Annotated in this window: 22 protein-coding genes and 1 pseudogene; 19 read left to right on the top strand and 4 right to left on the bottom strand. The window is 50.6% G+C overall.

The features are described from left to right. The first annotated feature begins 21 nt into the window (after positions 1-21). The 13 genes from benA (at position 22) to AJE_RS02555 (ending at position 13,008) form a co-directional block, all read left to right on the top strand. Positions 22-1,392 carry a benzoate 1,2-dioxygenase large subunit gene (gene benA / locus AJE_RS02620; RefSeq protein WP_008949535.1) on the top strand — a complete coding sequence of 457 codons (1,371 nt, stop codon included), beginning with the start codon at positions 22-24 and terminating at the stop codon, positions 1,390-1,392. Then, positions 1,389-1,895, top strand: coding sequence for a benzoate 1,2-dioxygenase small subunit (gene benB / locus AJE_RS02615; RefSeq protein WP_008949534.1), 507 nt, complete (start codon positions 1,389-1,391; stop codon positions 1,893-1,895). Before benA ends, benB begins: the two co-directional genes overlap by 4 nt. Positions 1,896-1,913: 18 nt before the next feature. Next, the gene (benC, locus tag AJE_RS02610; protein ID WP_008949533.1) at positions 1,914-2,933 is read left to right on the top strand and encodes a benzoate 1,2-dioxygenase electron transfer component BenC; all 1,020 of its coding nucleotides are present in this window, start codon (positions 1,914-1,916) and stop codon (positions 2,931-2,933) included. Position 2,934: 1 nt separating this feature from the next. Beyond that, a complete protein-coding gene (benD, locus tag AJE_RS02605) occupies positions 2,935-3,726 on the top strand; it encodes a benzoate diol dehydrogenase BenD (RefSeq protein WP_008949532.1) in 792 nt (263 codons plus the stop codon). A gap of 81 nt (positions 3,727-3,807) precedes the next feature. Next, entirely contained in the window at positions 3,808-4,467 is a 660-nt protein-coding gene (locus AJE_RS02600; RefSeq protein ID WP_008949531.1) for a 3-oxoacid CoA-transferase subunit A, read from the top strand. 8 nt (positions 4,468-4,475) lie between these two features. Next, positions 4,476-5,135, top strand: coding sequence for a 3-oxoacid CoA-transferase subunit B (locus AJE_RS02595; RefSeq protein WP_272941529.1), 660 nt, complete (start codon positions 4,476-4,478; stop codon positions 5,133-5,135). 16 nt (positions 5,136-5,151) lie between these two features. After that, entirely contained in the window at positions 5,152-6,375 is a 1,224-nt protein-coding gene (gene pcaF, locus AJE_RS02590; RefSeq protein ID WP_008949529.1) for a 3-oxoadipyl-CoA thiolase, read from the top strand. Next, positions 6,365-7,144, top strand: a complete 780-nt coding sequence (gene pcaD / locus AJE_RS02585) for a 3-oxoadipate enol-lactonase (protein ID WP_008949528.1) — start codon at positions 6,365-6,367, stop codon at positions 7,142-7,144. The genes pcaF and pcaD overlap by 11 nt, the downstream gene beginning before the upstream one ends. Before the next feature lie 1,108 nt (positions 7,145-8,252). Continuing rightward, positions 8,253-9,638, top strand: coding sequence for an MFS transporter (locus tag AJE_RS02575; protein ID WP_008949527.1), 1,386 nt, complete (start codon positions 8,253-8,255; stop codon positions 9,636-9,638). Between the two features lie 3 nt (positions 9,639-9,641). Continuing rightward, positions 9,642-10,823 carry a benzoate/H(+) symporter BenE family transporter gene (locus AJE_RS02570; protein ID WP_008949526.1) on the top strand — a complete coding sequence of 394 codons (1,182 nt, stop codon included), beginning with the start codon at positions 9,642-9,644 and terminating at the stop codon, positions 10,821-10,823. 22 nt (positions 10,824-10,845) lie between these two features. After that, entirely contained in the window at positions 10,846-12,168 is a 1,323-nt protein-coding gene (locus AJE_RS02565) for an OprD family porin (protein WP_008949525.1), read from the top strand. A 187-nt stretch (positions 12,169-12,355) separates the two neighbouring features. Beyond that, positions 12,356-12,592, top strand: a complete 237-nt coding sequence (locus tag AJE_RS02560; protein WP_237709283.1) for a type II toxin-antitoxin system prevent-host-death family antitoxin — start codon at positions 12,356-12,358, stop codon at positions 12,590-12,592. Further along, entirely contained in the window at positions 12,592-13,008 is a 417-nt protein-coding gene (locus AJE_RS02555) for a type II toxin-antitoxin system VapC family toxin (RefSeq protein ID WP_008949523.1), read from the top strand. Before AJE_RS02560 ends, AJE_RS02555 begins: the two co-directional genes overlap by 1 nt. A 181-nt stretch (positions 13,009-13,189) precedes the next feature. On the opposite strand, the pseudogene wecC reads toward AJE_RS02555, so the two are convergent. From wecC to AJE_RS02540, 3 genes and pseudogenes are all read right to left on the bottom strand, one after another. Beyond that, positions 13,190-14,436, bottom strand: a pseudogene (gene wecC / locus AJE_RS02550) (UDP-N-acetyl-D-mannosamine dehydrogenase). Positions 14,437-14,562: 126 nt separating this feature from the next. After that, complete coding sequence (locus AJE_RS02545) at positions 14,563-15,228, bottom strand: RloB family protein (protein WP_008949522.1); 666 nt, start codon at positions 15,226-15,228, stop codon at positions 14,563-14,565. A gap of 12 nt (positions 15,229-15,240) precedes the next feature. Then, entirely contained in the window at positions 15,241-16,512 is a 1,272-nt protein-coding gene (locus AJE_RS02540) for an AAA family ATPase (RefSeq protein ID WP_008949521.1), read from the bottom strand. Between the two features lie 318 nt (positions 16,513-16,830). Between AJE_RS02540 and rfbD the strand changes: the two genes are divergently transcribed. Further along, the gene (gene rfbD / locus AJE_RS02535; protein ID WP_008949520.1) at positions 16,831-17,721 is read left to right on the top strand and encodes a dTDP-4-dehydrorhamnose reductase; all 891 of its coding nucleotides are present in this window, start codon (positions 16,831-16,833) and stop codon (positions 17,719-17,721) included. Positions 17,722-17,835: 114 nt separating this feature from the next. After that, positions 17,836-18,870, top strand: coding sequence for a dTDP-glucose 4,6-dehydratase (gene rfbB / locus AJE_RS02530; protein ID WP_008949519.1), 1,035 nt, complete (start codon positions 17,836-17,838; stop codon positions 18,868-18,870). Here the strand turns inward: rfbB and rfbC are convergent. Continuing rightward, the gene (gene rfbC / locus AJE_RS02525; RefSeq protein WP_008949518.1) at positions 18,854-19,396 is read right to left on the bottom strand and encodes a dTDP-4-dehydrorhamnose 3,5-epimerase; all 543 of its coding nucleotides are present in this window, start codon (positions 19,394-19,396) and stop codon (positions 18,854-18,856) included. The two genes, rfbB and rfbC, sit on opposite strands and share 17 nt — an antisense overlap. Before the next feature lie 327 nt (positions 19,397-19,723). Here rfbC and AJE_RS02520 point away from each other — a divergent pair, with 327 nt between their 5' ends. The 4 genes from AJE_RS02520 to AJE_RS02505 all read left to right on the top strand — a co-directional run bounded on the left by AJE_RS02520 (position 19,724) and on the right by AJE_RS02505 (position 25,714). Then, positions 19,724-21,070: a capsule assembly Wzi family protein gene (locus tag AJE_RS02520; protein WP_008949517.1), complete on the top strand. Its 1,347-nt coding sequence runs from the start codon at positions 19,724-19,726 to the stop codon at positions 21,068-21,070. A gap of 96 nt (positions 21,071-21,166) precedes the next feature. Further along, positions 21,167-21,661 carry a transcription/translation regulatory transformer protein RfaH gene (gene rfaH, locus AJE_RS02515; RefSeq protein WP_008949516.1) on the top strand — a complete coding sequence of 165 codons (495 nt, stop codon included), beginning with the start codon at positions 21,167-21,169 and terminating at the stop codon, positions 21,659-21,661. 187 nt (positions 21,662-21,848) lie between these two features. Beyond that, positions 21,849-24,674 carry a polysaccharide biosynthesis/export family protein gene (locus tag AJE_RS02510; RefSeq protein WP_008949515.1) on the top strand — a complete coding sequence of 942 codons (2,826 nt, stop codon included), beginning with the start codon at positions 21,849-21,851 and terminating at the stop codon, positions 24,672-24,674. Between the two features lie 107 nt (positions 24,675-24,781). Continuing rightward, positions 24,782-25,714 carry a Wzz/FepE/Etk N-terminal domain-containing protein gene (locus tag AJE_RS02505; RefSeq protein ID WP_008949514.1) on the top strand — a complete coding sequence of 311 codons (933 nt, stop codon included), beginning with the start codon at positions 24,782-24,784 and terminating at the stop codon, positions 25,712-25,714. Positions 25,715-25,719: the final 5 nt, after the last annotated feature.

The raw sequence follows: 25,719 nt of genomic DNA, 5'->3' as shown, positions 1-25,719 counted from the left end.
CTGATTTTGAGGTAACACACTATGTATATGATCGATCCGGACCGGCCGCTAAACGAGCGCACCCTGAACGACTTTTTAATTGAAGATCAGGCCAAAGGCGACTACCGGCTGCATCGCAGCGCCTTTACCGACCAGCGTTTATTTGAGCTGGAAATGAAATATATCTTCGAAGGTAACTGGATTTACCTGGCCCATGAAAGCCAGATCCCAGATACCAATGACTACTACAGTACCTATATTGGCCGGCAGCCAATCTTTATTGCCCGCAACCGCGCCGGCGAGCTGAACGCCTTTATCAATGCTTGTAGCCACCGTGGTGCCCAGCTGTGCCGGCATAAAAAAGGCAACAAAGCCACCTTTACCTGTCCGTTCCACGGCTGGACCTTTAATAACAGCGGCAAGCTGTTAAAGGTTAAAGATCCTGTTGATGCCGGTTACTCAGAGTGCTTTAACAAAGAAGGCTCGCACGATCTGAAAAAAGTAGCGCGCTTTGAAAGCTACCGCGGCTTTTTATTCGGCAGTCTGAACCCGGACGTCGCCCCCTTGACGGACTTTTTGGGCGAAGCAGCGAAAATCATCGATATGATTGTTGATCAATCAGCCGATGGCCTGGAAGTGCTGCGCGGCTCCTCTACCTATACCTTTGATGGTAACTGGAAACTGCAGGCTGAAAATGGCGCCGACGGTTACCACGTTTCTGCCGTGCACTGGAACTATGCAGCTACCACCAACCGCCGTAAGGAAGAAGCGGCCAAACGCGAAGATAACATCAAAGCGATGGATGCCGGCCGTTGGGGCCAGCAGGGCGGTGGTTTCTACGCTTTTGAGCAGGGTCATATGCTGCTGTGGACCAACTGGGCCAACCCGGAAGATCGGCCGAATTTTCCGCGCTATCAGGAATTTGCCGACAAGTTTGGTCAACCCACCGCGGATTGGATGATCCAGCGCTCGCGCAACCTCTGTCTGTATCCGAACGTCTATCTGATGGATCAGTTCGGCAGCCAAATCCGGCTGTTACGGCCACTAAGCGTGGATAAAACCGAAGTCACCATCTACTGCATTGCACCCAAAGGCGAAGCGCCAGAGGCCCGCGCCCGCCGCATCCGCCAGTACGAAGATTTCTTTAACGTCAGTGGCATGGCCACTCCGGACGATTTGGAAGAATTCCGCGCCTGTCAGCAGGGTTATGCCGGCAAGGTGATGGAGTGGAACGATATGTGTCGCGGTGCCACGCACTGGATCCAGGGGGCCGATCAGGCCGCACAGGAAATTGGTTTAAAGCCGGTGATGAGTGGCCTGAAAACCGAAGATGAAGGCTTATACACCGTGCAGCACAGCTACTGGTTAAAAGTAATGCAAGACGCACTGGCCAAAGAAGGAGGCAAAGTATGAATAAGCTGAGTAATAGCGCGGTTGATTATCAGCAACTTTGTGCCTTTTTATACCGCGAGGCGCGTCTGCTTGATGACGAACAATGGGATGACTGGCTGCAGTGTTATCACGATGAGGCGCAGTTCTGGATGCCATCCTGGGATGACGACGACAAACTGGTTACCGATCCGCAGACCGAAATTTCGCTGATTTATTACCCGAATCGCGCCGGGTTGGAAGACCGGGTATTCCGGATCAAAACCGAACGCTCCAGCGCTACCATGCCGGATACCCGCACCAGCCATAACCTGAGCAATATCGAAGTGGTAGCGCAGCAGGGCGATTTCGTCACGGTGCGTTTTAACTGGCACACCCTGAGTCATCGCTACAAAACCACGTTCAGCCACTTTGGCATGTCGCGTTATGTGATTGATTTTAGTGGCGGCAGCCCGAAAATCCGCGACAAGTATGTGGTGCTGAAAAATGACTATATCCATCAGGTTATTGATATTTATCATATTTAATTGCCGGGGGAGCCTGCTATGACCTTTCGTATTGCCTTACAGTTTGAAGACGGTGTCACCCGCTTTATCGACTGCAAAGACGGCGAGCTGCTATCCGATGCTGCTTACCGCCAGAAAATCAATATTCCGCTGGACTGTCGCGACGGCGCTTGCGGTACCTGCCGCGGCTTTTGTGAGTCGGGCAAGTACGAGATGCCGCCCGAGCTGTATATCGAAGATGCGCTAACCCCGGAAGAAGCCGCACAAGGCTATATTCTGGGTTGCCAGATGCGGCCCAAGTCTGATTGCGTGGTGCAAATTCCGGCTTCGTCGACCAGCTGTAAAACCGGCATGGCCGAATTTGCCGGCACCCTGACAGCGCTTAGCCAGCCGAGCGATTCCACCATTTGCTTTACTATCGCGCCAGAGCAACCTGCTGCGCTAAGTTTTCTGGCTGGGCAGTACGTTAAGGTCGCCGTACCGGGCACCCAGGATAGCCGTGCCTATTCGTTTAGCTCTGGGCCGGGGCAGGATAGCGTCAGCTTTATCGTACGTAATGTCCCGGGCGGCCTGATGAGCAGCTTTTTAACTGACAGTGCTAAAGTTGGCCAGGCCATGAGCTTTAGCGGCCCTTACGGCAGCTTTTATCTGCGACCAGTACAACGGCCGGTACTGATGCTGGCTGGCGGTACCGGCATTGCGCCCTTTATGGCGATGCTGGATGTGTTAGCGCAAACCGGCAGTGCCTATCCGGTCAATCTGGTGTTTGGGGTAACTCACGATCAGGATTTAGTCGAGCTGGACAAACTGGCTGCTTTTAAAGCCGCGCATAGCTGGTTTGACTATCGCACTGTGGTGGCCAGCGAGGCCAGTCAGCATCCGCGCAAGGGCTATGTTACGGCGCATATTGACGACACCTGGCTCAATCAGGGCGATGTCGATATCTATCTGTGCGGTCCGGTGGCGATGGTGGATGCGGTCCGCAACTGGCTGAATACCGCACAAATCACCCCGGTAAGTTTCCACTACGAGAAATTCTCGGCCAGTGTCGGAGCTTAAGATGAACGCACGCTTTGTCAATAAAGTGGTACTGGTGACTGGAGCAGCTCAGGGCATCGGCCGCGGTGTCGCCGAAGCGCTGGCACAGGAAGCCGCCAAGCTGGTATTGGTTGACCGCGCCAGCTTTTTGCCGGAGGTGGCCGCGGAAATTAAAGCCGCAACCGGCCTGGCTGACAGCGATATTCTGACCGTGGAAGCTGATCTGGAAAGCTGGAGCGGTGCCGAGCAAATGGTGCAGGCGGCGCTGACACAGTTTGGCCGCATTGATGTACTGATCAATAACGTCGGCGGCACCATCTGGGCTAAGCCATATCAGCACTATCAGCCGGATGAAATTGAAGCTGAAATCCGCCGCTCCTTAATGCCGACCTTATGGAGTTGTCGCGCGGTATTGCCAACGATGCTGGCGCAGCAAGGCGGGGCCATCGTTAACGTGTCATCAATTGCCACCCGCGGTATTAACCGCATTCCCTATTCGGCTGCCAAAGGCGGTGTTAATGCGTTAACCGCCAGTCTGGCATTTGAGCATGCGGCGGATGGCATCCGGGTCAATGCGGTCGCCACCGGCGGTACCGAAGCGCCACCACGCAAAGTGCCGCGCAACCCCAAGCCACTGAGTGCCGACGAGCAGATCTGGTATCAGCAAATAGTCGATCAGACCATCGAATCGAGCCTGATGAAGCGCTACGGCAGCATTAACGAGCAGGTGCAGGCGATTTTATTCCTGGCCTCGGAACAGGCCTCTTACATTACCGGCACCGTCTTGCCGGTCGGTGGCGGCGATCAGGGCTAAGCGGCAAACAGGGCGAACCAGCGCCGATAACTCTTTAACTTAAGCTTTGCCAGTTGCTGGCACAGCGAAGCAGGTGAACAGATGATAGATAAAACTGTGGCAACCGCCGCTGACGCGGTGGCGCAAATTTACGATGGCGCAACGGTGATGATTGGCGGCTTTGGTAGCGCCGGCCAGCCGGCTGAGCTGATTGATGCCTTAATCGCTCAGGGCGCGCGCGAGCTTACCATTGTTAATAACAACGCCGGTAACGGCGACACCGGGCTGGCGGCACTGTTAAAAGCCCGCCGGGTGAAAAAGATTATCTGCTCTTTCCCGCGTCAGTCCGACTCCTATGAGTTCGATGCGCTGTACCGTGCCGGCGAGATAGAGCTGGAATTAGTGCCACAGGGCAACCTGGCTTGCCGGATTCAGGCCGCCGGCTCAGGCCTTGGCGCAGTGTTTACCCCTACTGGCTACGGCACCTTGCTGGCCCAAGGCAAAGAAACCCGCGAAATCAATGGTAAACACTATGTGCTGGAATACCCGATCAGTGCCGACTTTGCGCTGATTAAAGCGCAGCAGGGCGATCGCTGGGGCAACCTGGTATACCGTAAAACCGCGCGTAATTTCGGCCCCATTATGGCCGCCGCGGCTAAGGTCACCATTGCTCAGGTTAGCGAAATTGTCGCGCTGGGCGCGCTTGATCCGGAGCAGGTGGTAACGCCCGGCATCTTTGTTCAACAACTGGTTGCAGTATAAGGAGCCGCATGATGACCTATCAGCCATTAAGCCGTGATCAACTGGCGGCGCGGGTTGCCCGCGATATTCCGGAAGGTAGCTATGTCAACCTCGGTATCGGCTTACCAACGCGGATTGCCAACTTTCTCGATCCGGAAAAAGAAATCTTTTTACACAGCGAAAACGGCCTGCTGGGCATGGGCCCGGCACCGGCGCCGGGCGAAGAAGATCCGGAGCTGATTAACGCCGGCAAGGAGTTTGTTACCTTACTCACCGGCGGCTGTTATTTCCATCATGGCGATTCCTTTACCATGATGCGCGGTGGCCATATCGATATCTGCGTACTCGGTGCCTTTCAAATCGCTGCCAATGGCGATCTGGCCAACTGGCATACCGGTGCCGCTGATGCCATTCCGGCTGTCGGCGGTGCCATGGATTTAGCCGTGGGTGCCCGCAAAGTCTTTGTTACTACTGATCATGTCACCAAAAAAGGCGAGCCGAAAATTGTTGAACGCTGTAGCTATCCGCTGACCGGCGTCGGCTGTGTCGATCGCATTTACACCGATCTGGCGGTGATTGATGTGACACCACAGGGCCTGCTGGTACAGGAAATGGTACCGGGTATTACCCGTGAGCAGTTGCAGGCGATGACCGGTGCTGCGCTGCAATTTTCTGCTAACTGTCAGTAAGCCCAAGGAGCTAACGATGAGTGAAGTCTATATATGTGATGCCATCCGTACGCCCTTTGGCCGTTTTGGTGGTGCCTTAGCTGCCGTACGCGCTGATGATCTGGCCGCGGTACCGATTAAAGCCTTAATGGCCCGCCAGCCGCAGGTCAACTGGCAGGCAGTGGATGATGTGGTCTATGGCTGCGCCAATCAGGCCGGTGAAGATAACCGCAACGTAGCGCGAATGGCAGCCTTACTGGCCGGCTTGCCGGTCGAAGTGCCGGGTACTACCGTTAACCGGCTCTGTGGCTCCAGCCTGGATGCCCTTGCTATTGCTGCTCGTGCTATTAAAAGTGGCGAGCAGCAATTACTGATCGCCGGTGGTGTGGAAAGTATGTCGCGGGCGCCCTTTGTGATGGGTAAGGCTGACAGCGCTTTTTCGCGCAATCAAAAAATTGAAGACACCACCATCGGCTGGCGCTTTATCAATCCGCTAATGGCAGAATTGCATGGCGTGGATGCGATGCCCGCCACCGCCGAAAATGTCGCCGAAGATTTTAATATCAACCGCGCCGATCAGGACGCTTTTGCACTGCGCAGCCAACAGCGCGCCGCCGCAGCACAACATGCCGGTATTCTGGCGGCAGAAATTACGCCGGTATTGATCCCACAGCGTAAAGGCGAGCCGTTAGTCATCAGCGAAGACGAACACCTGCGCCCGGATACCACCCTGGCGGCGTTACAAAAGTTAAAGCCGGTAGTCAAAGCCAGCGGCACGGTCACGGCTGGTAATGCTTCCGGCGTCAACGATGGCGCCTGTGCCTTGTTACTGGCCTCGGCAGCAGCAGTAAAAGCGCAGCAACTGACGCCGCGCGCCCGTATTTTAGGTACTGCCGTCGCCGGCGTCGCGCCACGGATTATGGGCTTCGGCCCGGCACCGGCAGTAAAAAAGGTGCTGGCGTTAACCGGGCTTGCTCTTAAGCAAATGGATGTGATTGAACTCAATGAAGCCTTTGCCGCGCAGGCACTGGCAGTTACCCGCGATCTGGGTCTGGCCGATGATGACGCCAGAGTCAACCCTAATGGCGGCGCTATTGCGCTCGGTCATCCACTGGGCGCATCCGGCGCGCGGCTGGTGATTAGTGCACTGCAACAACTGGAGCGTAGCGGCGGTCGCTATGGTTTATGCACCATGTGTATCGGCGTCGGTCAGGGCATCGCCATGATTATCGAACGGCTGGAGGCAGCAGATGTTCGTTAAAACTGACGATAGGGTGCAACTTTACTATCAAACGGCCGGTGACCCGGCCAATCCGGCGCTGCTGCTGTCCAACTCGCTGGGTACCCGCTGGCAAATGTGGCAGCCACAAATCGATGCCCTGACTAAATACTTTTACGTGATTAGCTACGACAGCCGCGGGCACGGCGAGTCGGATAAACCCGCCGGTCCTTACAGCCTGACCCGGCTGGGGCAGGACGCACTATGCGTTTTGGGCGCGCTTGGCATTAAAAAGGCGCATTTTTGCGGTATTTCGATGGGCGGCTTAACCGGGCTATGGTTGGCAGTCTATGCGCCGGAGCGGTTTTTAAAGATCGTCGTAGCTAATACCGCGGCGAAAATCGGCACAAAAGAAGGCTGGCAGAGCAGGGCAGCAGCGGTGCGTGAACAAGGCCTGGCAGAGCTTGCAACATCAGCGCCGCAGCGCTGGTTTACCCCGGGCTTTATTCGCAAGCATGCCGCTTTAGTTGAGCAGTTAACGGATACCTTAGCCGAGCAAGATAAGGAGGGTTATGCCGCCTGCTGCGATGCCCTGGCCGAGGCAGATTTACGCGCGGATCTGTCACGGATCCAGTTGCCGTTGTTGGTTATCGCCGGTAGCGCCGATCCGGTAACCACGGTGGCAGACGCCGAGGCGATTGTACAGGCTTGCCCCAGTGCCAGCCTGGTATCGTTAAAAGCCTCGCATATCTCCAATCTGGAACAACCCGCAGCCTTTAACCGGGCGCTAAGTCAGTTTTTGCGGGCTTAACCTTTCTTTACAGCTGCAGCGGACAGGGTTGTGTGCTGCAGCTTTACTTTTTCAGACGTTCAAAATGCTACTTTAAAAAGTGATGAGTGCACTTTTACCACTGTATAAGTTTCATCGCTGTCTGCCAGAACATTTGAACCGAACCGCCAGGCTGCTACCAGCCGATATTGCACGCAAAGACGCCGTGAACCCATCCGTGGGGGCTCCTCTTTCGCATCCATGCGAAAGACGCTTTGCTTAGCAATATCGGCTCGCTGCCTGGCTGCAAAGGCGCTACTTGCGACACCATTTGAGAGTTTCCCCGGAGTTGGATTTAGCTCACTGAAGTTTTTCGCTGCCTGACAGAGCATCTGAATCGAACCGCCAGGCTGCTACCAGCCGATATTGCACACAAAGACGCCGTAAATACATCCCTGTAGGCTCCTGTCCGGCATCCATGCCGTACACGCTTTGTTTAGCAATATCGGCTCGCTGCCTGGCTACAAAGGTGTTACTTGCAACATCAGTCGAAAAACTTTCTCATAGTTCTATATAGCTCAGTTGGTTTTTTTACTTTCTGTAAGTATATTTTAAGTCAACCTCGATGTTGTTAATAACCAGCCAATCCGGCTGAAGCGAGCAGGCAGATGCTATAGTCATAATGCCCAAGAACGCTTGGCAGTATGATATTGAACGAGGTGGTAAGCATTCCGTGCACTTTGTAAGGGAATGTATTTTTCAGGGATGAAAAATGACACAAATTTGCCGGGAGCAAATTTGAACAGCTTTAGCTGGCCCGCAGGGCAAACTTCATGGATGAAGTTTGTAACCGTTAGGGATGTATCCACAGCGTGTCCCGTCAAAGTTGCACGGTGTGCTTGCCGCCGGATGCGCTTATCCAGACGCTTTAAGGTAGTTTTTTGCAGCAAGCCCCGCCTGTTTTTCAAGCATATCCAAACCCGAATAGCAATAGTTTTCCATACTTTCTCGGTATAGTGACATACTGATTCGGTGTTGGATTATCACGCTATAAGCAGCGTATCTTCTGGTTAATGGTGAAAAATACACCATACCGATAGGGTTGCCTCGCCAGCCTATCCATTAACAGGAAGATAGAGAGAACACCGCAATGCCAAACACAACAATACACCCCGCCGGCAACAACCGGTCCGACAACAGGCTCGATGTCAACCAAACCATCGACAACGCTCACTTTAACCGCTTTCACTGGCGGGTACTGCTACTCTGTGCACTGATTATTATCTTCGACGGCTACGATCTGGTGATATACGGTGTCGTGCTGCCGGTACTGATGCAGGAATGGCAACTTACCCCAATGCAAGCCGGTGCCCTTGGCAGCTACGCATTGTTTGGCATGATGTTCGGCGCACTGTTTTTTGGTCCGCTGGCCGACAAAATTGGCCGCAAAAAAGCCATCGCCATCTGTGTGGTGCTATTTAGCGGCTTTACCTTTTTAAACGGCTTTGCCCGTGATGTGACTGAATTCGCCATTTGCCGCTTTATTGCTGGTTTAGGTATTGGCGGCGTGATGCCCAATGTGGTGGCGCTGATGAACGAATATGCGCCGAAGAAAATCCGCAGCACCCTGGTTGCTATTATGTTTAGCGGTTATTCGGTCGGCGGCATGTTGTCGGCTGGCCTCGGCATTTGGCTTTTGCCCAACTTTGGCTGGGAAATTATGTTCTATCTTGCCGGCATCCCGCTGTTATTACTGCCGTTGATTATGCTGTTACTGCCAGAGTCGGTTGGCTTTTTAATTAAACGCGGCCGTCATAGCGAAGCGCGGCAAATGCTGCAAAAGGTAGAGCCGGCGGTGCGGTTAAATGCGCAATCTGAATTGCTTTTAGCCGACAATAAACCTGCTGGTAAACCGGTTAAAGAGCTATTTACCGATGGTCGCGCGCTGGGCACCCTGATGCTGTGGTTGGCGTTTTTCTGCTGCTTGCTGATGGTGTATGCGCTGGGTTCCTGGTTACCGAAGTTAATGGCCAATGCCGGCTACAGTCTGGGCTCCAGTTTAGCCTTCCTGCTGGTACTGAATTTTGGTGCCATCTTTGGTGCGGTCGGTGGCGGCGTGCTGGGTGATAAACTAAATCTACCCAAGGTGTTGGCGGTGTTTTTTGCTATTGCCGCGGTGTCTATTACCTTACTTGGCTTTAAACCACCGATGGTTGTGCTGTATTCGCTGATTGCCATTGCCGGCGCCACCACCATTGGCAGTCAGATCCTGCTGTATGCCTGTGCTGCACAGTTCTATAACCTGAATATCCGTTCCACCGGTCTTGGCTGGGCATCAGGTATTGGCCGTAACGGCGCCATAGTTGGCCCCTTGCTGGGCGGGTCTTTGCTGGCGATTAGCCTGCCATTGCAACTTAACTTTATGGCCTTTGCCGTACCCGGCGTGATTGCATCTGTGGCGATGTCGGTGTTTGTATTAAGCCAGCGCAGGGGTAAGGCAGCACCGGCTTTTGGCTTACAAAAACAACGGGTATAAGCAATGCGAACTGTACTGCGGGATAGCTCAGTATCAGCGTTGGTGGCAGGTTTAATTGCGACCTTGATTTCCTATGCCGGCCCTTTGTTGATTATTTTTCAGGTTGCCGCTGTGGCAGAGTTACCCGCAGCCCTGCTGAGCTCCTGGATCTGGGCCATCTCGATTGGCAGTGGTGTACTGGGCATTGCCCTCAGTTATTACTACAAGGTGCCGGTGATTATCGCCTGGTCGGCGCCCGGCTCAGCGCTGCTATTAACACTGTTACCGGGATTAAGTTATGCCGAAGCCGTTGGCGCTTATCTGATGACCGCGTTGTTACTACTGCTGCTGGGGCTAACCGGTGCCTTTGACCGGCTGCTAAAGCTGTTACCGCCGGCCATTACGGCAGCCATGTTGTGTGGCATCTTACTGCAGTTTGGCATGGCGGTATTTGGGGTATTGCCGCAAAACCCGCTACTGGTCTTGTTAATGTTACTGGCTTATCTGCTGGGGCGGCGCTTTTTACCGCGTTACGCCATCGTGCTGGTATTACTGACCGGGCTAACCATAGCATTGTGGCAGGGGCAGGTCGATACCAAGCTGATCAGCTGGCAGTTAGCCACAGTGGTGTGGACGACACCGGTATTTAGCCTGCAGGCTTTGCTTAATGTGTCGGTGCCGCTATTGCTGGTGGCACTAAGCGGCCAGTTTATGCCGGGTATGGCAGTGCTACGACAAGCTGGTTACCCACTGGCCGCCAGCCCGCTGTTAACCCATAGTGCGCTGGGCAGTGCAGCGCTGGCGCCCTTTGGTTGTCATGGTTTAAACCTGGCCGCCATTACTGCGGCGATCTGCACTGGCAAAGATGCGCATCCGGATCCGGCCAGGCGCTATATCGCCGGTATCAGTGGTGGTGTGGCGTATCTGCTGCTGGGGATCTTTGGCGGCACCCTGGTGGCACTGTTTAGTGCTTTTCCCAGGGCTTTTATTGCGGCCTTGGCGGGGCTGGCGCTGTTTGGTGCTATTGCCGGCGCCTTGCACTCTGCCATGGCAGAGCCCAAAACCCGCGAAGCCGCCCTGATTACCTTGCTACTTACCAGCTCGGGCGTCAGCTTATTCGGTCTGGCTGCCGCCTTTTGGGGCCTAACCGCCGGCTTACTGACCCATGTTGTACTTACTTATAAACAGAACGAACTAACACCCTAATACTTTTTCGACAGGATTTTTTATGCGCAATGATATGTGTGGCGGCTTCGTGCGGCCTGAATTTAGCAAAACAAACCGCTCTAAAGCAGCTAAGTCTTTATCTTATATCGTTTTTAGTCTGGCTGCTGTTATTGCCAATGCCGCACAGGCTGATGGGGAAATCACCCCACTGTGGCAGGAGAGCAAGCTTGATTTACAGCTAAGAAACTACTATTTCTCGCGCGAGTTTAGCGATCTTAAAAGTCCGGGGCCACGGCGCACAGTCGAATGGGCACAAGGCGCGGTGGCAAGCTTTAAATCCGGCTATAGTGCGACGCCGCTGCAGGTCGGTTTTGACGTGCATGCCTTCGCCGGCGTTAAGCTCGACAGCAGTCGCAGCAAAATCAATAGCGGTTTACTGGCATTGGACGATGATGGCACTGCCGCCGACAGCTACGGCCGACTGGCCGGTACACTAAAACTAAAGGCCGGCAGCACTGAGTTGAGAGTAGGGGAGTTACTGCCGAATTTGCCGGTATTAACCTATAGCGATATCCGGCTATTGCCACCAACCTATCAGGGCGCCAGTTTGCACGCTGTGCTGAGCAGCAAGCTGACATTACAGGCTGGCTATCTGGAAAGCACCAGTCTGCGAAACCGCGCCGGGCGCGATAAATTACAGGCGATGCTGGGGCATGTGCCGCAGCGCCAGGTCAGCAGCGACAGCTTTCGCTATCTTGGCGCTGACTATCAGTTAACGGCGAACAGCCAGTGGCGGCTTTGGTATGCGCAGCTGGAAGACCTCTATCAGCAAGTTTATCTGAACTGGCAGCAGCAAATTGCACTGAATCAGCAGTTGCAGTTTAAAGCTAATCTTGGGGTATTTTCGGCGCAGGAGCATGGCCGCGCACTGTTAAACCAGCTGGATAACCAGGCCTTTTACGCGCTGTTTTCGCTAAAGCAGGGCGCACATACCGGCTATATCGGCTATCAGCAAATGCGCGGCGACAGCGCCTTCCCTCGGGTATTTGCCAATGTCAGTATTCTGGGTAACGAAGTACCAACTTTTGAATTTGCCTCGGCCGGCGAAAAATCCTGGCAACTGCGTTACGACACCGACTTTAGCCACTTTGGCATACCGGGTTTAAGCAGTACCCTGCGCTACATTAAAAGTCATGGCGCCCAGGTAGCTACTGTAAGCGATGGCGAGGCCTTTGAACGCGATCTCGATCTGGCTTACAGCGTGCAGCAAGGAGCATTAAAAGGCTTAAGCTTGCGGCTACGCAATGTCACGGCCCGCGCCAATTACCGCACCGATATCGACGAAAACCGTATTATTGTGCAGTACAACCTAACGTTTAACTAAAGGAAGTTAGGGGTCAGGTCTTGCTTTTTGCCTTTGGGAAGTTAGGGGCCAGGTCTTGCTTTTTGCCTTTTAAGCAAAAATACCTAACCCCAAAGCTCGCCGAAGACGTGAATGGTTATTTTTTTGGCTTCAGCTATAATAAAGCTACATTGTCAGTATTGGGGGTACATTTATGTCGCATACAACTATGACTAGCAGAGAATTTAATCACGACGCTGCTGCGGCAAAACGTGCTGCCAAAAAAGGTCCTGTGCATATTACTAACCGCGGTGAACTTGAAGCTGTTCTGTTATCCGCGGAAGAATACAAAAAGTTAAATGCTAAAACCCAGAAAATCACCGATTTGCTGGCTTATCCGGCCGCGGCTGAAGTTGACTTTGACATTGAGCGGCAAACAGATTTTCCAAGAGAAGTCATCTTCTGATGTACCTTTTAGACACCAACGTTATATCCGAACTACGTAAATCTGGCACAAATCGGCTAGACCAAAACGTGCGGCGTTGGGCAGAGTCTGTGTCTGCCGAGCATCTTTATTTATCCGTTATAACAATGGCAGAGTTAGAGATGGGAGTTTTGTCGCTCGAGAGGCGTGATCCCCAGCAGGCAATGCCACTTCGGATCTGGTTAAATCAAGTAGTTAAAACGCACTTCCAAGGCCGAATTTTGGACATAACTCAGAATGTCGCTTCGCATTATGCACAAATAAATGTGCCCAACCGTGTTGCCGTAATGGATGGTTTAATTGCTGCCACAGCTATGGCGAATAATTTAGTTGTTGTCACCCGTAACACCGCTGATTTTCCAACAGTTAGAGCGATTAATCCTTTTGAGTTTGAATAGAGGTTTGGGGTCAGGTCTTGCTTTTTGCCTTTTAAGCAAAAAGCAAGACCTGACCCCCAAACCTTCGCATTAAGCAAAAAGCAAGACCTGACCCCCAAACCTTCGCAAACCTTCAGACCTGACCCCCAAACCTTCAGACCTGACCCCAAACCTTCTGACCCCAAACCCTCTTTGCGGATAACTAGCCGAAGATACCGCGGGTATCGATTACCACCTTGGTGGTGACATCGTTAATATGCAGTGCCTTAAACTGGCGGTGATCAACCAGCACCACCAGTACATTTGCGCGCTCTAAGGCTTTGGGTAGGGTGGTGAGCTTGTCGTTATGCTGGCTTAAGCGTTTTGGCAGCTCTTTGATATTCGGCTCAACCAACAGAACTTCGCCTACATTGTCGTTAATCAAATGCTCAGCAATATCCAGCGCCGGGCTTTCACGTAAATCGTCGATATCGGCTTTAAACGCCAGGCCCAAACAAGCAATTACCGGGCGTTTAAACTGATCAGCCGCTTCCTTCACCTTGTTAATCACATAGTGCGGCTTACCGTCGTTAATTTCACGGGCGGTGCGGATCATCCGTGCCAGGGCAGGGGCTGAGTCGACAATAAACCAAGGGTCAACCGCAATACAGTGGCCGCCTACGCCAGGGCCAGGGCTTAAAATATTAACCCGAGGGTGGCGATTGGCCAGTTTAATCAGCTCCCACACGTTAATTTTCAGCTCATCACAAATCAGCGATAGCTCGTTGGCAAAGGCAATATTCACATCACGGAAGGCGTTTTCAGTTAACTTTGCCATCTCGGCGGTGCGGGCATTGTACGCAAGCACTCACCGCGCACAAATAACTGGTATAAGCCCATGGCCTTTTCGGCGCAGCGATCGGTAATACCACCAATAATGCGGTCGTTGCTTACCAGCTCTTGCAGAACCCGGCCGGGCAATACGCGCTCAGGGCAGTGGGCAATAAAGATATCGGCATTGTCAGAAGGGTCCAGTGGTACTTTTAAATCCGGCCGCAGCTCGCTTAACCACTGCGCAATTTGTTCGGTAGTGCCAACCGGAGAGGTCGACTCCAGAATAATCAGGTTACCCTTTTCGATAACCGGGGCTATATTTTCCAGCGCCGCGCGAATATAACTCAGATCAGGCGCTTTATCGTCTTTAAAGGGTGTAGGCACAGCAATCATAAAAGCCTGAGCCGGCTCAGGGGTTAACGACGCCCGCAGCTTACCGGTGGTTACGGCAGCCTGCACCAGCATATCTAAATCAGGCTCAACAATATGAATTTTACCCTGGTTAATGGTATTAACCGCATGCTCAGACACATCAACACCCACCACCTCAACACCGCGCGAAGCGATAACCGCTGCAGTAGGTAAACCAATATAACCCAGGCCAATAACAGAAACTTTTGCAAAAGAGGACAGCATTATCCGATCCTTATAACGCTAGAGAAGTGATATAAGCATCATAAAGCCACGAAAATGAATATACAATTTACGATCAGAAATAATGTTGGTTGGCTTTCCTGCATTAACCGCGATGATGCATCAAACTCAGCTTTTTAGATCCTGCAGAACCTGAACAAGTTTATGCACATGCGTACTCGGATTATCTGTTTGAATACGGTAGCTTTCTTGCAAAGACCTCTCGGCGAATCGCTTTGCTTGCTCCAATTGAGCTATAAGGCTTGAGAATATCTTTCGGCTACCTTTCTCATAATCCGGAATGAAGTTTTTTAGTTCCGTTAAAACCTGATTACCTGAGCTATTTCCGGGAAGCGCTGTATAAGGTCTGGTTGTATAAACAAAATGCAATAGCAGCCAATACTCAAAACAAGGAACAGAATTAATGGCAAAATAAACACCTCGCGGCGTAGACGATGCTATGGAACTTAAAGCTTGTGCATAGGTACTGTGGCCATCTTTATCAAAAATGCAATAGACCTGTTCAAACGGATCGCCAGCATCTTTCTCTTCCCGGAAACGCTGCTTTGCAAAGTTGACGATACTCATTGGATCAGACCCACAATCACCTCGAACTTCAACATTAACCGTATTAAGTCGATAATGTTCACGGGCATCTTCAAAGTAATTGGGCTCTGTTTTTTCACCTTCACAGACAATCAGAATTTTTTTGTAAGCTTCCCGGCGCGCAGTTCTTCTCTTGAGGTCTTTCGAACTTTTTGCCTTTCGCTTATGAAAAAAGTTATCCGTACCCACAAAATATCCCTCTTAAAAGGCCGAGCTAATGTTCTTAACAAAGGGTAAAGCACCATAACGTCCAGAAAGATAGGCCAGTTCCAGATTCTCGCGACCTTTTCTCGGACTAAAATCTGTTAAAGGATAGAGCTTCGTGGCTTGAGCGGCATCTTTCTCGCAAAACCACACCTGATCCCGACGAAATACCTCTTGGTTTAAAATAGAGGTTTCATGAGTCGTGAAAACCAATTGCGCATTTTTTGAGTTAATTTTCGGATTGTGGAATAACTCGACCAGAAAGCGAACCAATCTTGGATGCAAATTGTCGTGTAACTCGTCAATAAATAGCACATAGCCATTTTCTAAAGCATCAATCCAAGGCCCCGCAAATGAAAACAGCTTTTGGGTACCGTCTGACTCATCGCGAAAATCAAATGTCACCGGTTCACCGTCGCTGCCTTTATGAACCGTTTTAATTTCAAGGATTTTTCTATCTTTCATTTCTCCTAAAATAGCCCCCCTCAGCGCATCCGGCATATCGACAGGCAAATCACTCGGATCAAAAGATTTTGTCTCAACTAAAATATCGTCAATATGAATATCCGCGGCATTAAGAAAGTCCATCACCTTGGATTTTTTATCATTTTCACACAGTGATGCACTAAATGAAGGCCCCCATCCACCAACATTAGTCATGCGAAGCTTGCTCTTAAACCAGTCAAAAACAGGTTGCAACTGCTCACTGTTTAATTGCACAGCCGTCGAAAGAAATAGGGCGTTGTCGCGGGTAGATTTTTGCCACAGCTGTTTTTCTCCAGCCAGGTTATTACCAAGTTCCCATTCAAACCGGTTTTGCTCTGCCATCCAAACACGGGTAAACCAGCGTTGGGCACGCCCTTTAGGATAAGCCAACAACCATTCCTCATGGATCTGTTCAGGTGTTGCTGAAAATCCATATTGATAGCGCACATTCTGTACCACAAAGGTTACTTCAAACTCACTTGGTGCTTGGCGAGTTTCTGGTGAAAGGCGAAATGGCGTGACAGGCAAGCGATCGCCTCGCTGCTGGTTGGTGGCAGACTCAAGCACGACACGTTTCATCGTTTGCAACGCACGAAGAAAATTAGATTTTCCGCTGGCATTAGGGCCGTAAATCGCAGCAGAACGAAGCAGATCTAGTTCGTTTACAGAAGCAACCCTAAAGGAATTGGATACGGCTAGTTCATCGCCTTTACCTTTTACCAGACTAAAGGTTTGTAAGCCATGCAACGAGCGGAAATTCGCAACGCTCATCTCAATCAACATTGAGACTCTCCTAAAATGAAGTATTTGACAATAATAGTCAAAATTTAGCATGAGAGTACAGTTAAAGCTATAATAATGGCGATTACTGGCAATTTCTGCCAAAAATAACCATTAAATAGAGCTTAAGCTGATTTTAAATGTAATAGTTAGCTACAAAGTACGATAACAACCCTCGGTAGGCTTTAGCTGAAGGATGTGTACTTTGGCACACCTGATTGCACTTAATGCCATTCTGCCTTACGCTTTGCTTCAAGTCGGGTTTACGCCTACCATAACATTCTGGCTATTCAGGATGGGTTTTCTGATGTTGAATGTTGAATGACAAATTCTATTCTGGTGCTGATAACAGGCGCCAATGGCCAGCTAGGCCAGGCGCTACAAGCCGAAGCGGCTGGGTTTCCGTCATTAACGCTTATTAGCAGCGCGCGTAGCGAAGTCGATATTTGCGATACTGCCAGTATCGGGCAAGCCATACAGCGCTATCAGCCGCAGGTTATCATTAACTGCGCGGCCTATACTGCAGTAGATAAAGCCGAAGCCGAACCGGCGCAAGCCTACCGCATCAACCGCGATGGCGTGGCAAACCTGACAGCGCAAGCAGCCCTGCACAATATCGTGTTGCTGCACATCAGTACCGACTATGTTTTTGCCGGTGATCAGGCACACCCTTATACCGAACTGGATACCCCAGCCCCCAAGTCAGTTTATGGCGCCAGTAAATTGGCCGGTGAACAGGCGTTGTTACAAAGTGGTTGCAAAGGGGCTATTATCCGTACCAGCTGGCTGTATTCAGAATTTGGCAGCAATTTTGTAAAAACCATGCTGCGGCTGGCACAAGGCGGTAAACCGCTTAAAGTGGTTGCGGATCAATATGGTAGCCCAACCTATGCCCGCGATCTGGCTATTGCGATATTACAAATGGCTGAGGCTACCGGGCAGCCGCTATTTAGCCCGCCACAGCTTTGGCATTACGCCAATAACGGCATTACCAGCTGGTACGATTTTGCCGGCGCTACTTTCCACACTGCCGGACTTGAATGTACGGTCGAACCCATTCAAACTAGCGCCTATCCAACTGCCGCCAGCCGGCCGGCCTTTAGCGCCTTGGCCAGCGGCAAAATTAAGCTGCACTTTAATACAGCGGTGCCAGCCTGGCGCCACAGTTTAAAGCTGGCGCTAAGCCGGATGCTAAACCAGGCGGCGAATTAAGCAGCCCAACACCCAACTTAATTAAATACGCAGCTCAATAAAGCGTTTAATACAGGCTGCGACAAAGAGCGCAATAACAAGCTCAGTAAATAGCGCAAAACAGTGCAAGGTAATATGGCAAAGGTTATTTTTGTAACAGGTGGCGCGGGCTTTATCGGCTCAGCCCTGCTAAGACACTTATTTCAGGCAACCGACTACACCCTGGTCAATATCGACAAGCTAACCTACGCTGCCGATTTAGCAGCGCTAGCCGACATCGAAGCCTCGCCCCGCTATTATTTTTCGCAAACCGACATTTGTGACCGTGCCGCTTTAGATAGCTTATTCCAGCAATTTCAGCCCGATGCCGTAATGCATCTGGCCGCAGAAAGCCATGTCGACCGCTCTATTACTGGCCCGGCAGACTTTATCAATACCAATATCATCGGTACCTACACCTTATTGGAAGCGAGTAGGGCCTATCTGCAGCACGCCCCAGCGGTAGTAAAAGCCAATTTCCGGTTTCAGCATATCTCCACCGACGAAGTATTCGGCGATCTGGCCGGTAGTAACGATCTTTTTACTGAAAACACACCCTATGCCCCCAGCAGCCCCTATTCGGCCAGCAAGGCAGCCAGCGATCATCTGGTACGTGCCTGGCATCGCACTTACAACTTGCCAATTTTGATCACCAACTGCTCAAACAACTACGGCCCGTATCAAAACCGCGAAAAACTGATCCCGCTTATGATTACCAAAGCCCTGGCCGGCGAACCCATGCCGGTATACGGTAATGGCGAACAAATCCGCGACTGGCTATTTGTAGAAGATCACGCCAGAGCGCTGCTTACCGTATTAACAACAGGCAAGGTAGGCGAAACCTACAACATCGGCGGCCACAACGAAATCAAAAACCTCGACGTAGTAAACGCCATCTGCACGCTACTGGACGAACTAGCCCCAACTAAAAACTCAACACTAAAAACTCAACATTCAAAACTCATCACCCACGTAACCGATCGCCCCGGCCACGACCAGCGCTATGCCATCGACACCAGTAAAATACAACGCGAGTTAGGCTGGCAGCCGCAAGAAAGCTTTGCCAGCGGTCTGCGCAAAACTGTGCTGTGGTATCTAAAACAACATGCCCTAACTAACGGCCGCGGTTAAAAACCTGCTGAAAAGCTGGAGCCTGGCTATCTTTGCCAGACAAAACGGCCTCTTTAACAGGCCAGGGGATATTAAGCTGAGGGTCGAAGGCGTTAAAAGCGCCCTCATCTTGTGCGTTGTAATAACTGCTGGTTTTATAAAATACCAGGCTATTATCCGCTAATGCCTGAAAACCGTGGGCAAAGCCCGGCGGGATCCAAAGTTGTTGCGGCAGCTCCGCCGATAGCTCAATTGCTTGCCACTGCCCAAAAGTGCGTGAAGTAGGGCGAATATCAACCATTACATCGTAAATTTTGCCACTAAGCACCGTTACCAGCTTGCCCTGCGGTTGCTGCCGCTGAAAATGCATACCCCGGATCACGCCCTTACCCGACAGCGATAGGTTGTCTTGCAGCAGTGGCTCAGTAATACCTGCAGCCTGATAACGCTGCTGCACATACAACTCCCGAAAACAACCCCGGTTATCATTAAACTGCGGCTGTTCAATCAACAAGCAACCCGGCAAAGCCGTCTCTAAAATTTTCATAATCAAGGCACTAATTTTTTAGCTATTATAACGCATCGCCCACCACACAACACCAAAACCCCAACACTCAAAACTCAAAACCCAAAACCCAAAACTCAAAACTCAAAACTCAAAACTCAAAACCCAAAACCCAAAACCCAAAACCCAAAACCCAAAACCCAAAACCCAAAACCCAAAACCCAAAACCCAAAACCCAAAACCCAAAACCCAAAACCCAAAACCCAAAACCCCACCACTCACCATTCAAAACTCAAAACTTGTAACCCCGGCGGGCCTTTGATAGCATTGCCGCGATAATGAGTCTGCACAGGATGTCAGAGAAAATTTATGCGGTTTGTTTCTAAAGTTGTTCTGGCGTCAGCCTCTGTAGCCTTTTCCTCAATGCTGCACGCCACGCCGTGGATAAATACGGACGATCAATTTTTGCAGCAAAGTATTCAACTGCTGTCGAATAGCGGCCATTTAAATATTCCGGTTAACACCTGGCCGTTAATGTGGCAGCCCGTCATGGAGCAGTTGCAGCAAGTTAATACCCAAAACCTGAGTTCGGCCGAACTGTTTGCCTATTTGCGGGTGAAGTCGGCAGCCAGCTATGCACAGCGCAGCACAATAAAAACTGCCAGCCTGCAAGCCAGTAGCGATCCGCTGGCAACAGCCAGTTTTGGCAACCAGTTTGGCGAAAAGGCTGCCGCAACATTAAGCTACGAATCTAAACACGAAAACTGGGCCAGCGGCCTGGTAAAAAGCATTCGTCGTGATAGCTACGACGCCACCGCTAAATCGCAAAATAAAACGAATTGGGATGGCTCTTATGGCGCCTACATCGCCGGAAACTGGGTACTCGTGGCCTCGGTACAACAGCAGTGGTGGGGCCCGGCTATTACCAGCAGCTTTAGCTTTAACAACCAGCAGCGGCCAACGAAAAGCCTGCAAATAAACCGTCTTAATTCTAATTTACCGTTACATCAGCATTTAAAATGGCTAGGCCCTGTTAATGTTAATTTGCAGCTGGGCGAATATGCTGGTACGGCACCAACCCGCCACGCCCGTTACACTGCGGCCCGTGTGTCGCTAAGGCCAATTAAACCCTTAGAGTTGGGCGTTACCGGCAGACAACTTAAACCACAGCTAAGTGAGCAAATAACAACCGGCCTATACAGCGATTTACTACCACAAGACAATATCACCACACTAGGTTTAGATGCCCGCTATAACCTGACGGCACAGGCCGCGGTATATGGTGAGCTGTCGGCGCAGCGTGGAGAACAGCAAACTAATGGCTGGTTACTGGGTAGCCATTATTATGTGGGTAACCAGGACATTTTATTACGGTTTTTTGCAGAGTATCAGCACATACCGGAAAACTACGCACAGTGGTTGTTTATTCAGCCGGGCGCAATTGGCGCACCCTATGAAAAACAATGGGTTGCGGGTGTGCAAATTAGCGCTGCCAATGGTCAGTCTGGATACCTTAAGTTTAGTAACCGCACCTCACAGCAGAAAGTGTTAACCCAAACGTCACAGCTTATCGACGCCACCGTAGTGAATGTTGGCTACCAACACCCAATACTCAGCGGCCTGGCGAGCATAGATTACGAGTTACAACGCGGCCAGCAACATAATGAAAAGGTATTCGAGCATGCCGTAGGCGCCAAAATGGAGTGGCGTTGGTGAATATAAGTGCAGCCAACCGCGGGGCAAGCATAAATGATTGACCTTAGCTACGGCAATGCACTAATATCGCGCCCAGTTTTACGGAAGCGTTAAGTTATGGACAACTGGTATCTGATATATAGCAAACCCAGGCAAGAGCAGCGGGCACAGCAGCATCTCGCAAATCAGGGTTTTGAAAGTTTCGCCCCCTTTATTCGCAGCAAAAAGCTCCGTGCCGGTAAAGCCGTTATCGTCAGCGAGCCGCTGTTTCCGCGCTATATTTTTTTAAAATGTCCTAACACGCCAAATCTGTCATGCATTCGCAGTACCCGTGGGGTAGGTGGCCTGGTTCGCTTTGGCGATACCCTGGCAACGGTACCCAACCAACTTGTGCAAAGCCTGCTACTACAACAACTCGAACTACAACAACAACCAGAGCAGCAACCCTTTAAAACCGGCGAGCAACTGGCCATTTTAGCTGGTCCCTTTGCTAGCCTAAATGCCGTATTTCAGCAGCCAGACGGTGAAACCCGCAGCATTATTCTGTTAAGTTTTTTAGGGCAACAGCTAAAAATAACAATAGATAATAAGCACATAGAAAAATCAGCCTAAGGCAGCTGTTAGCTGGTGTCATAAAAAATACGTATTCAGGTAATAACCTGAGGGGATATCAGTTATAATCCCGCGTTTGAAAAATACACATTTTTAGTTTTGGGGCGCTTAACTCAAGGGCGGTAGCGTACCTAAAGCCGTAAACTATGATTTCAATATTAATAACCAACTAAACGGAAGCATGTTAATGAGGTTGTCAAAGAGTCTTTTCCGCGCCATTGCGGCCTGCACCCTGGGAGTATTTCTCAGCGCCGGTGCTATGGCACAGCAAATTACTGCGGCACAAATTGAGCAATTTAAACAACTTCCCCGAGCCCAGCAAGAAGCCATTGCTGCGCAGTATGGTGTTGACTTATCGCAACTTACTGGCCCGGCAGTAGCCACACCAATGCAACCTGCCCCCAGTTTGCAAGAGTTAACCACACCGCGACGTCCGCAAAGCGAACAAGCAGAGCAGTGGAATAATACTATTGAACGAGCTACGGCAAATGTAGATAAAGCCGAAAATGGCGATAAAGCCGCTAAACCGACACAAAAAGCCCGCAACTTACGGCAAAACCTTAAGCAATTCGGTTACGACCTGTTTGCCGGTACGCCCAGCACTTTTGCCCCGGTATCGGATATTCCGGTGCCAACAGACTACATTGTAGGGCCAGGCGACAGTATTCGTATTCAACTCTATGGTAAAGAAAACATTCAGCAAGAGCTGAACGTAGACCGCAACGGCCAAATATTCTTCCCCGGCATTGGCCCCATTATGGTGGCCGGTTTAACCTTTAGTGAATTGCGACAAAATCTGGCTACTGTAGTGCAGCAGCAAATGATCGGTAACCAGCTAAACGTAACCATGGGTGAACTGCGCTCTATTCGCGTATTTGTGCTGGGCGAAGCCTTCCAGCCTGGTGCTTACACTATCAGCTCGCTGTCTACCGCAACACACGCCATTATGGCAGCCGGTGGTGTTAAAAAAATTGGTTCACTGCGTAATATTGAAATAAAGCGCAGCGGCAAAACTGTAGCCCAACTCGACTTATATAATTTACTCCTACGCGGTGATACCTCGGCCGATATTATGTTACAGCCGGGAGACGTAGTGTTTATCCCTACTATTGAGCGCACAGTGGGTATTGGTGGTGAAGTGCTGCGCCCGGCCATTTACGAACTAAAAAATGAAAGAACGGCAGACGATATCGTGCGCCTGGCGGGTGGTTTTTTACCTACCGCCTTTCCGGCAGTATCACGGTTAGAGCGCATTGATGCCAACGGCGCAAAAATGCTGAAAGATATCGACCTGACCCAGGCCGCTGGCAAAGCCACAACGTTACGCCAGGGCGATATTCTTGAAGTGTATTCAGTGCTGGATCAAATTGAAAATATTGTGCAACTTACCGGGCATGTGCACCGCCCAGGTGGCTTTGGCTGGCGGGAAGGTATGCGTATTTCCGACGTTCTGCCTGACATGCGTGAACTGCTACCAAACCCGGACCTAAACTACGGCATTATTCGGCGCGAAGTGTATCCAACCCGGGAAATTGAAGTTATTGCCTTTAACCCGGCGTTGGCCATTACCCAGCCGGGTTCGGCGGCCAACCTGTTACTGCAGCCGCGCGACAAACTTTTTCTGTTTGGTGCTAACGAAGATCGTACCGAGCGGTTACAAGGGCTAATAGCTGAGTTACGTAACCAAGCCCGCTTTTTACAACCGCCCAAAGTAGTGTCGATAGTTGGCTTTAGCCGTTTTAACGGTAATTATCCGCTAACTAAAGGCATGACACTGGCCGATTTGTTAAAGGCCGGCTTTGATCTGGACCAATTTGCCGACAAAAACTACGCCCTGATTTCACGCTTTAACAGTGCTACGGTTAAAACCAGTGTACAAGTAGTGTCTTTGGCTAGCCCACAAGATTTGGCCTTACCACTGCAAGAGCTGGATACCTTGCATGTGTTTTCTATGGTAGAACCGCGCGAACCCGTGGTAGCAGGGCTAATTAACAAGTTAACGCAGCAAGCCGACAAAGAAACCCCACAACTGGTTGTTAACATAGAAGGTGATGTGCGTTTTCCGGGGCGTTACCCCTTAACGTCGGGCATGACGGCACAACAACTTATTGATGTAGCCGGTGGCTTTCGTGAGTCCAGCTATGCGGTAACGGCAGAGCTAACCCGGCGCAGTACCGACGGTAGCGCCGTATTCAGCACGGAACACCGGGCATTAGCTCTGGATAACGCCAGTGTTACTGCCCTAAGCCCGCTTGATACATTACAAATTAAGCGCATTCCGGATTGGCGCGAAACCAATACCGTTCGGTTGGTTGGTGAGGTTAAGTTTCCAGGGACTTATACCATTAAAAAGGGCGAACGCCTGGCCGATGTAATAAACCGGGCTGGTGGCTTTACCACCCAGGCGCATCCCGAGGCTGCAGTATTTAGCCGTGCCAGTATTCGTGAAAACGAGCGCAAACAACTGGATGCATTACGGCTGAGTTTACAACAGCAGTTAGCTGCCCAATCGGCAACTGTGGGTACAACAGGCCCCTCTATTGCCGAAGCCGAAGAACTGGCAGCCAAACTTAACGAAGCCGAAGCTATTGGCCGCTTGGTAATTGATATGAACTCGGCTTTGGCGGGGGTGCGCGGCCAGAATATTCAATTGGAAGACGGTGACGAAATTTTTGTACCGCAGAGGCGTAACGCCATCAGTATTATTGGCGAGGTGCATAACCCGTCCAGCCATGTATTTACGGCGGGGTTAAGCGTACAAGATTATTTAAACCGTGCCGGTGGCTTTAAACAACGGGCCGATCAAAAAGCGGTATATGTAATTAAAGCCGATGGCAGTGTAATGAGCCGCAGCAGCAGTTGGTTTGCCATTAACCGCAACCGTTTAGAAGCCGGCGATACCATAGTGGTGCCGTTAAATACCGAATACAAAGATGGCTTAACCATTTGGGCCACTGCAACGCAAATTATATACAACAGTGCGGTGGCGATAGCAGCTATTGCAACGCTTTAACATTCTTGAATGTTGAATGTTGAATGTTGAATGTTTAGTTTTTGGTGCCTGGTTGCTGCTGGCTATAACTGGTAAACAGGCGCCAAATGGCTTTAACAAGGAATACTATGTCTGAGAATATAAACGCGCCGCAAACCGCAGCAGCGGATGACGAGATTGATTTGCGCGAGCTATTTAGCGCCATCTGGCAAGGGAAGTGGATAATTATTGCTACTACCTTCTTGTTTGCCGTGGCAGCAGTATTTTATGCGATACGTTTGCCGAATATCTACCAAAGTGAGGCATTGCTAGCTCCGGTTACCGAAGATAGTAGTATGCGTATGCCTGGTCAGTTAGGTGGCCTGGCGGCGTTAGCCGGTTTTAGGCCCGGCATGGGCAATGAAAAAACCAATTTGGCATTAGAAGTACTAAAAAGCCGCGATTTTATTGGCCGTTTTATAGATAAGTATGACTTGTATCTGCCAGTAATGGCAGCAAAGGGCTGGAACCCCACCGACAATAGCTTAAAAATAAACCCCAAGGTTTATGATGTAGAAACAGAGCAATGGGTAAGAAAAGTTAAACCGCCATTTAAACCAAAACCCAGTGTGCAGGAAACTTATACCCGGTTTATCAAGACCATGAGTGTGTCACAAGATAAAAGTAACGGTATGGTAAAAATTAGTGTGCAACATTATTCTCCGTTTTTGGCTAAACAGTGGGTTGACAGCTTAGTAACCGAAATTAATGAAGATATTCGTCAGCGAGATTTAAACCAGGCACAGCGTAGTATCACTTATCTAAATGAGCAAATTGCCCAAACTAATATTGCAGATGCAAGAGCAATGTTATTTTCGTTAATTGAAGAACAAACCAAAACCTTAATGCTCGCAAACGTTCGAAGCGAGTATGTGTTAAAAGTGGTAGATCCTGCAGTTGTAGCAGAAAAGAAGGCTAAACCTGCGCGAGCATTAATGGTGGCGTTATCAATTATTATTGGTGGTATGTTTTCAGTAATTTTTGTTATTGGAAGACATTTCAATCGAAAGGTCAGTCGTTGACTCCC

Origin of the sequence: Alishewanella jeotgali KCTC 22429, from assembly GCF_000245735.1 — a bacterium.
Taxonomy (GTDB): domain Bacteria; phylum Pseudomonadota; class Gammaproteobacteria; order Enterobacterales; family Alteromonadaceae; genus Alishewanella; species Alishewanella jeotgali.
The sequence above is the reverse complement of the archived record's forward strand: the minus strand, read 5'-3'. Positions and strand labels throughout refer to the sequence as shown.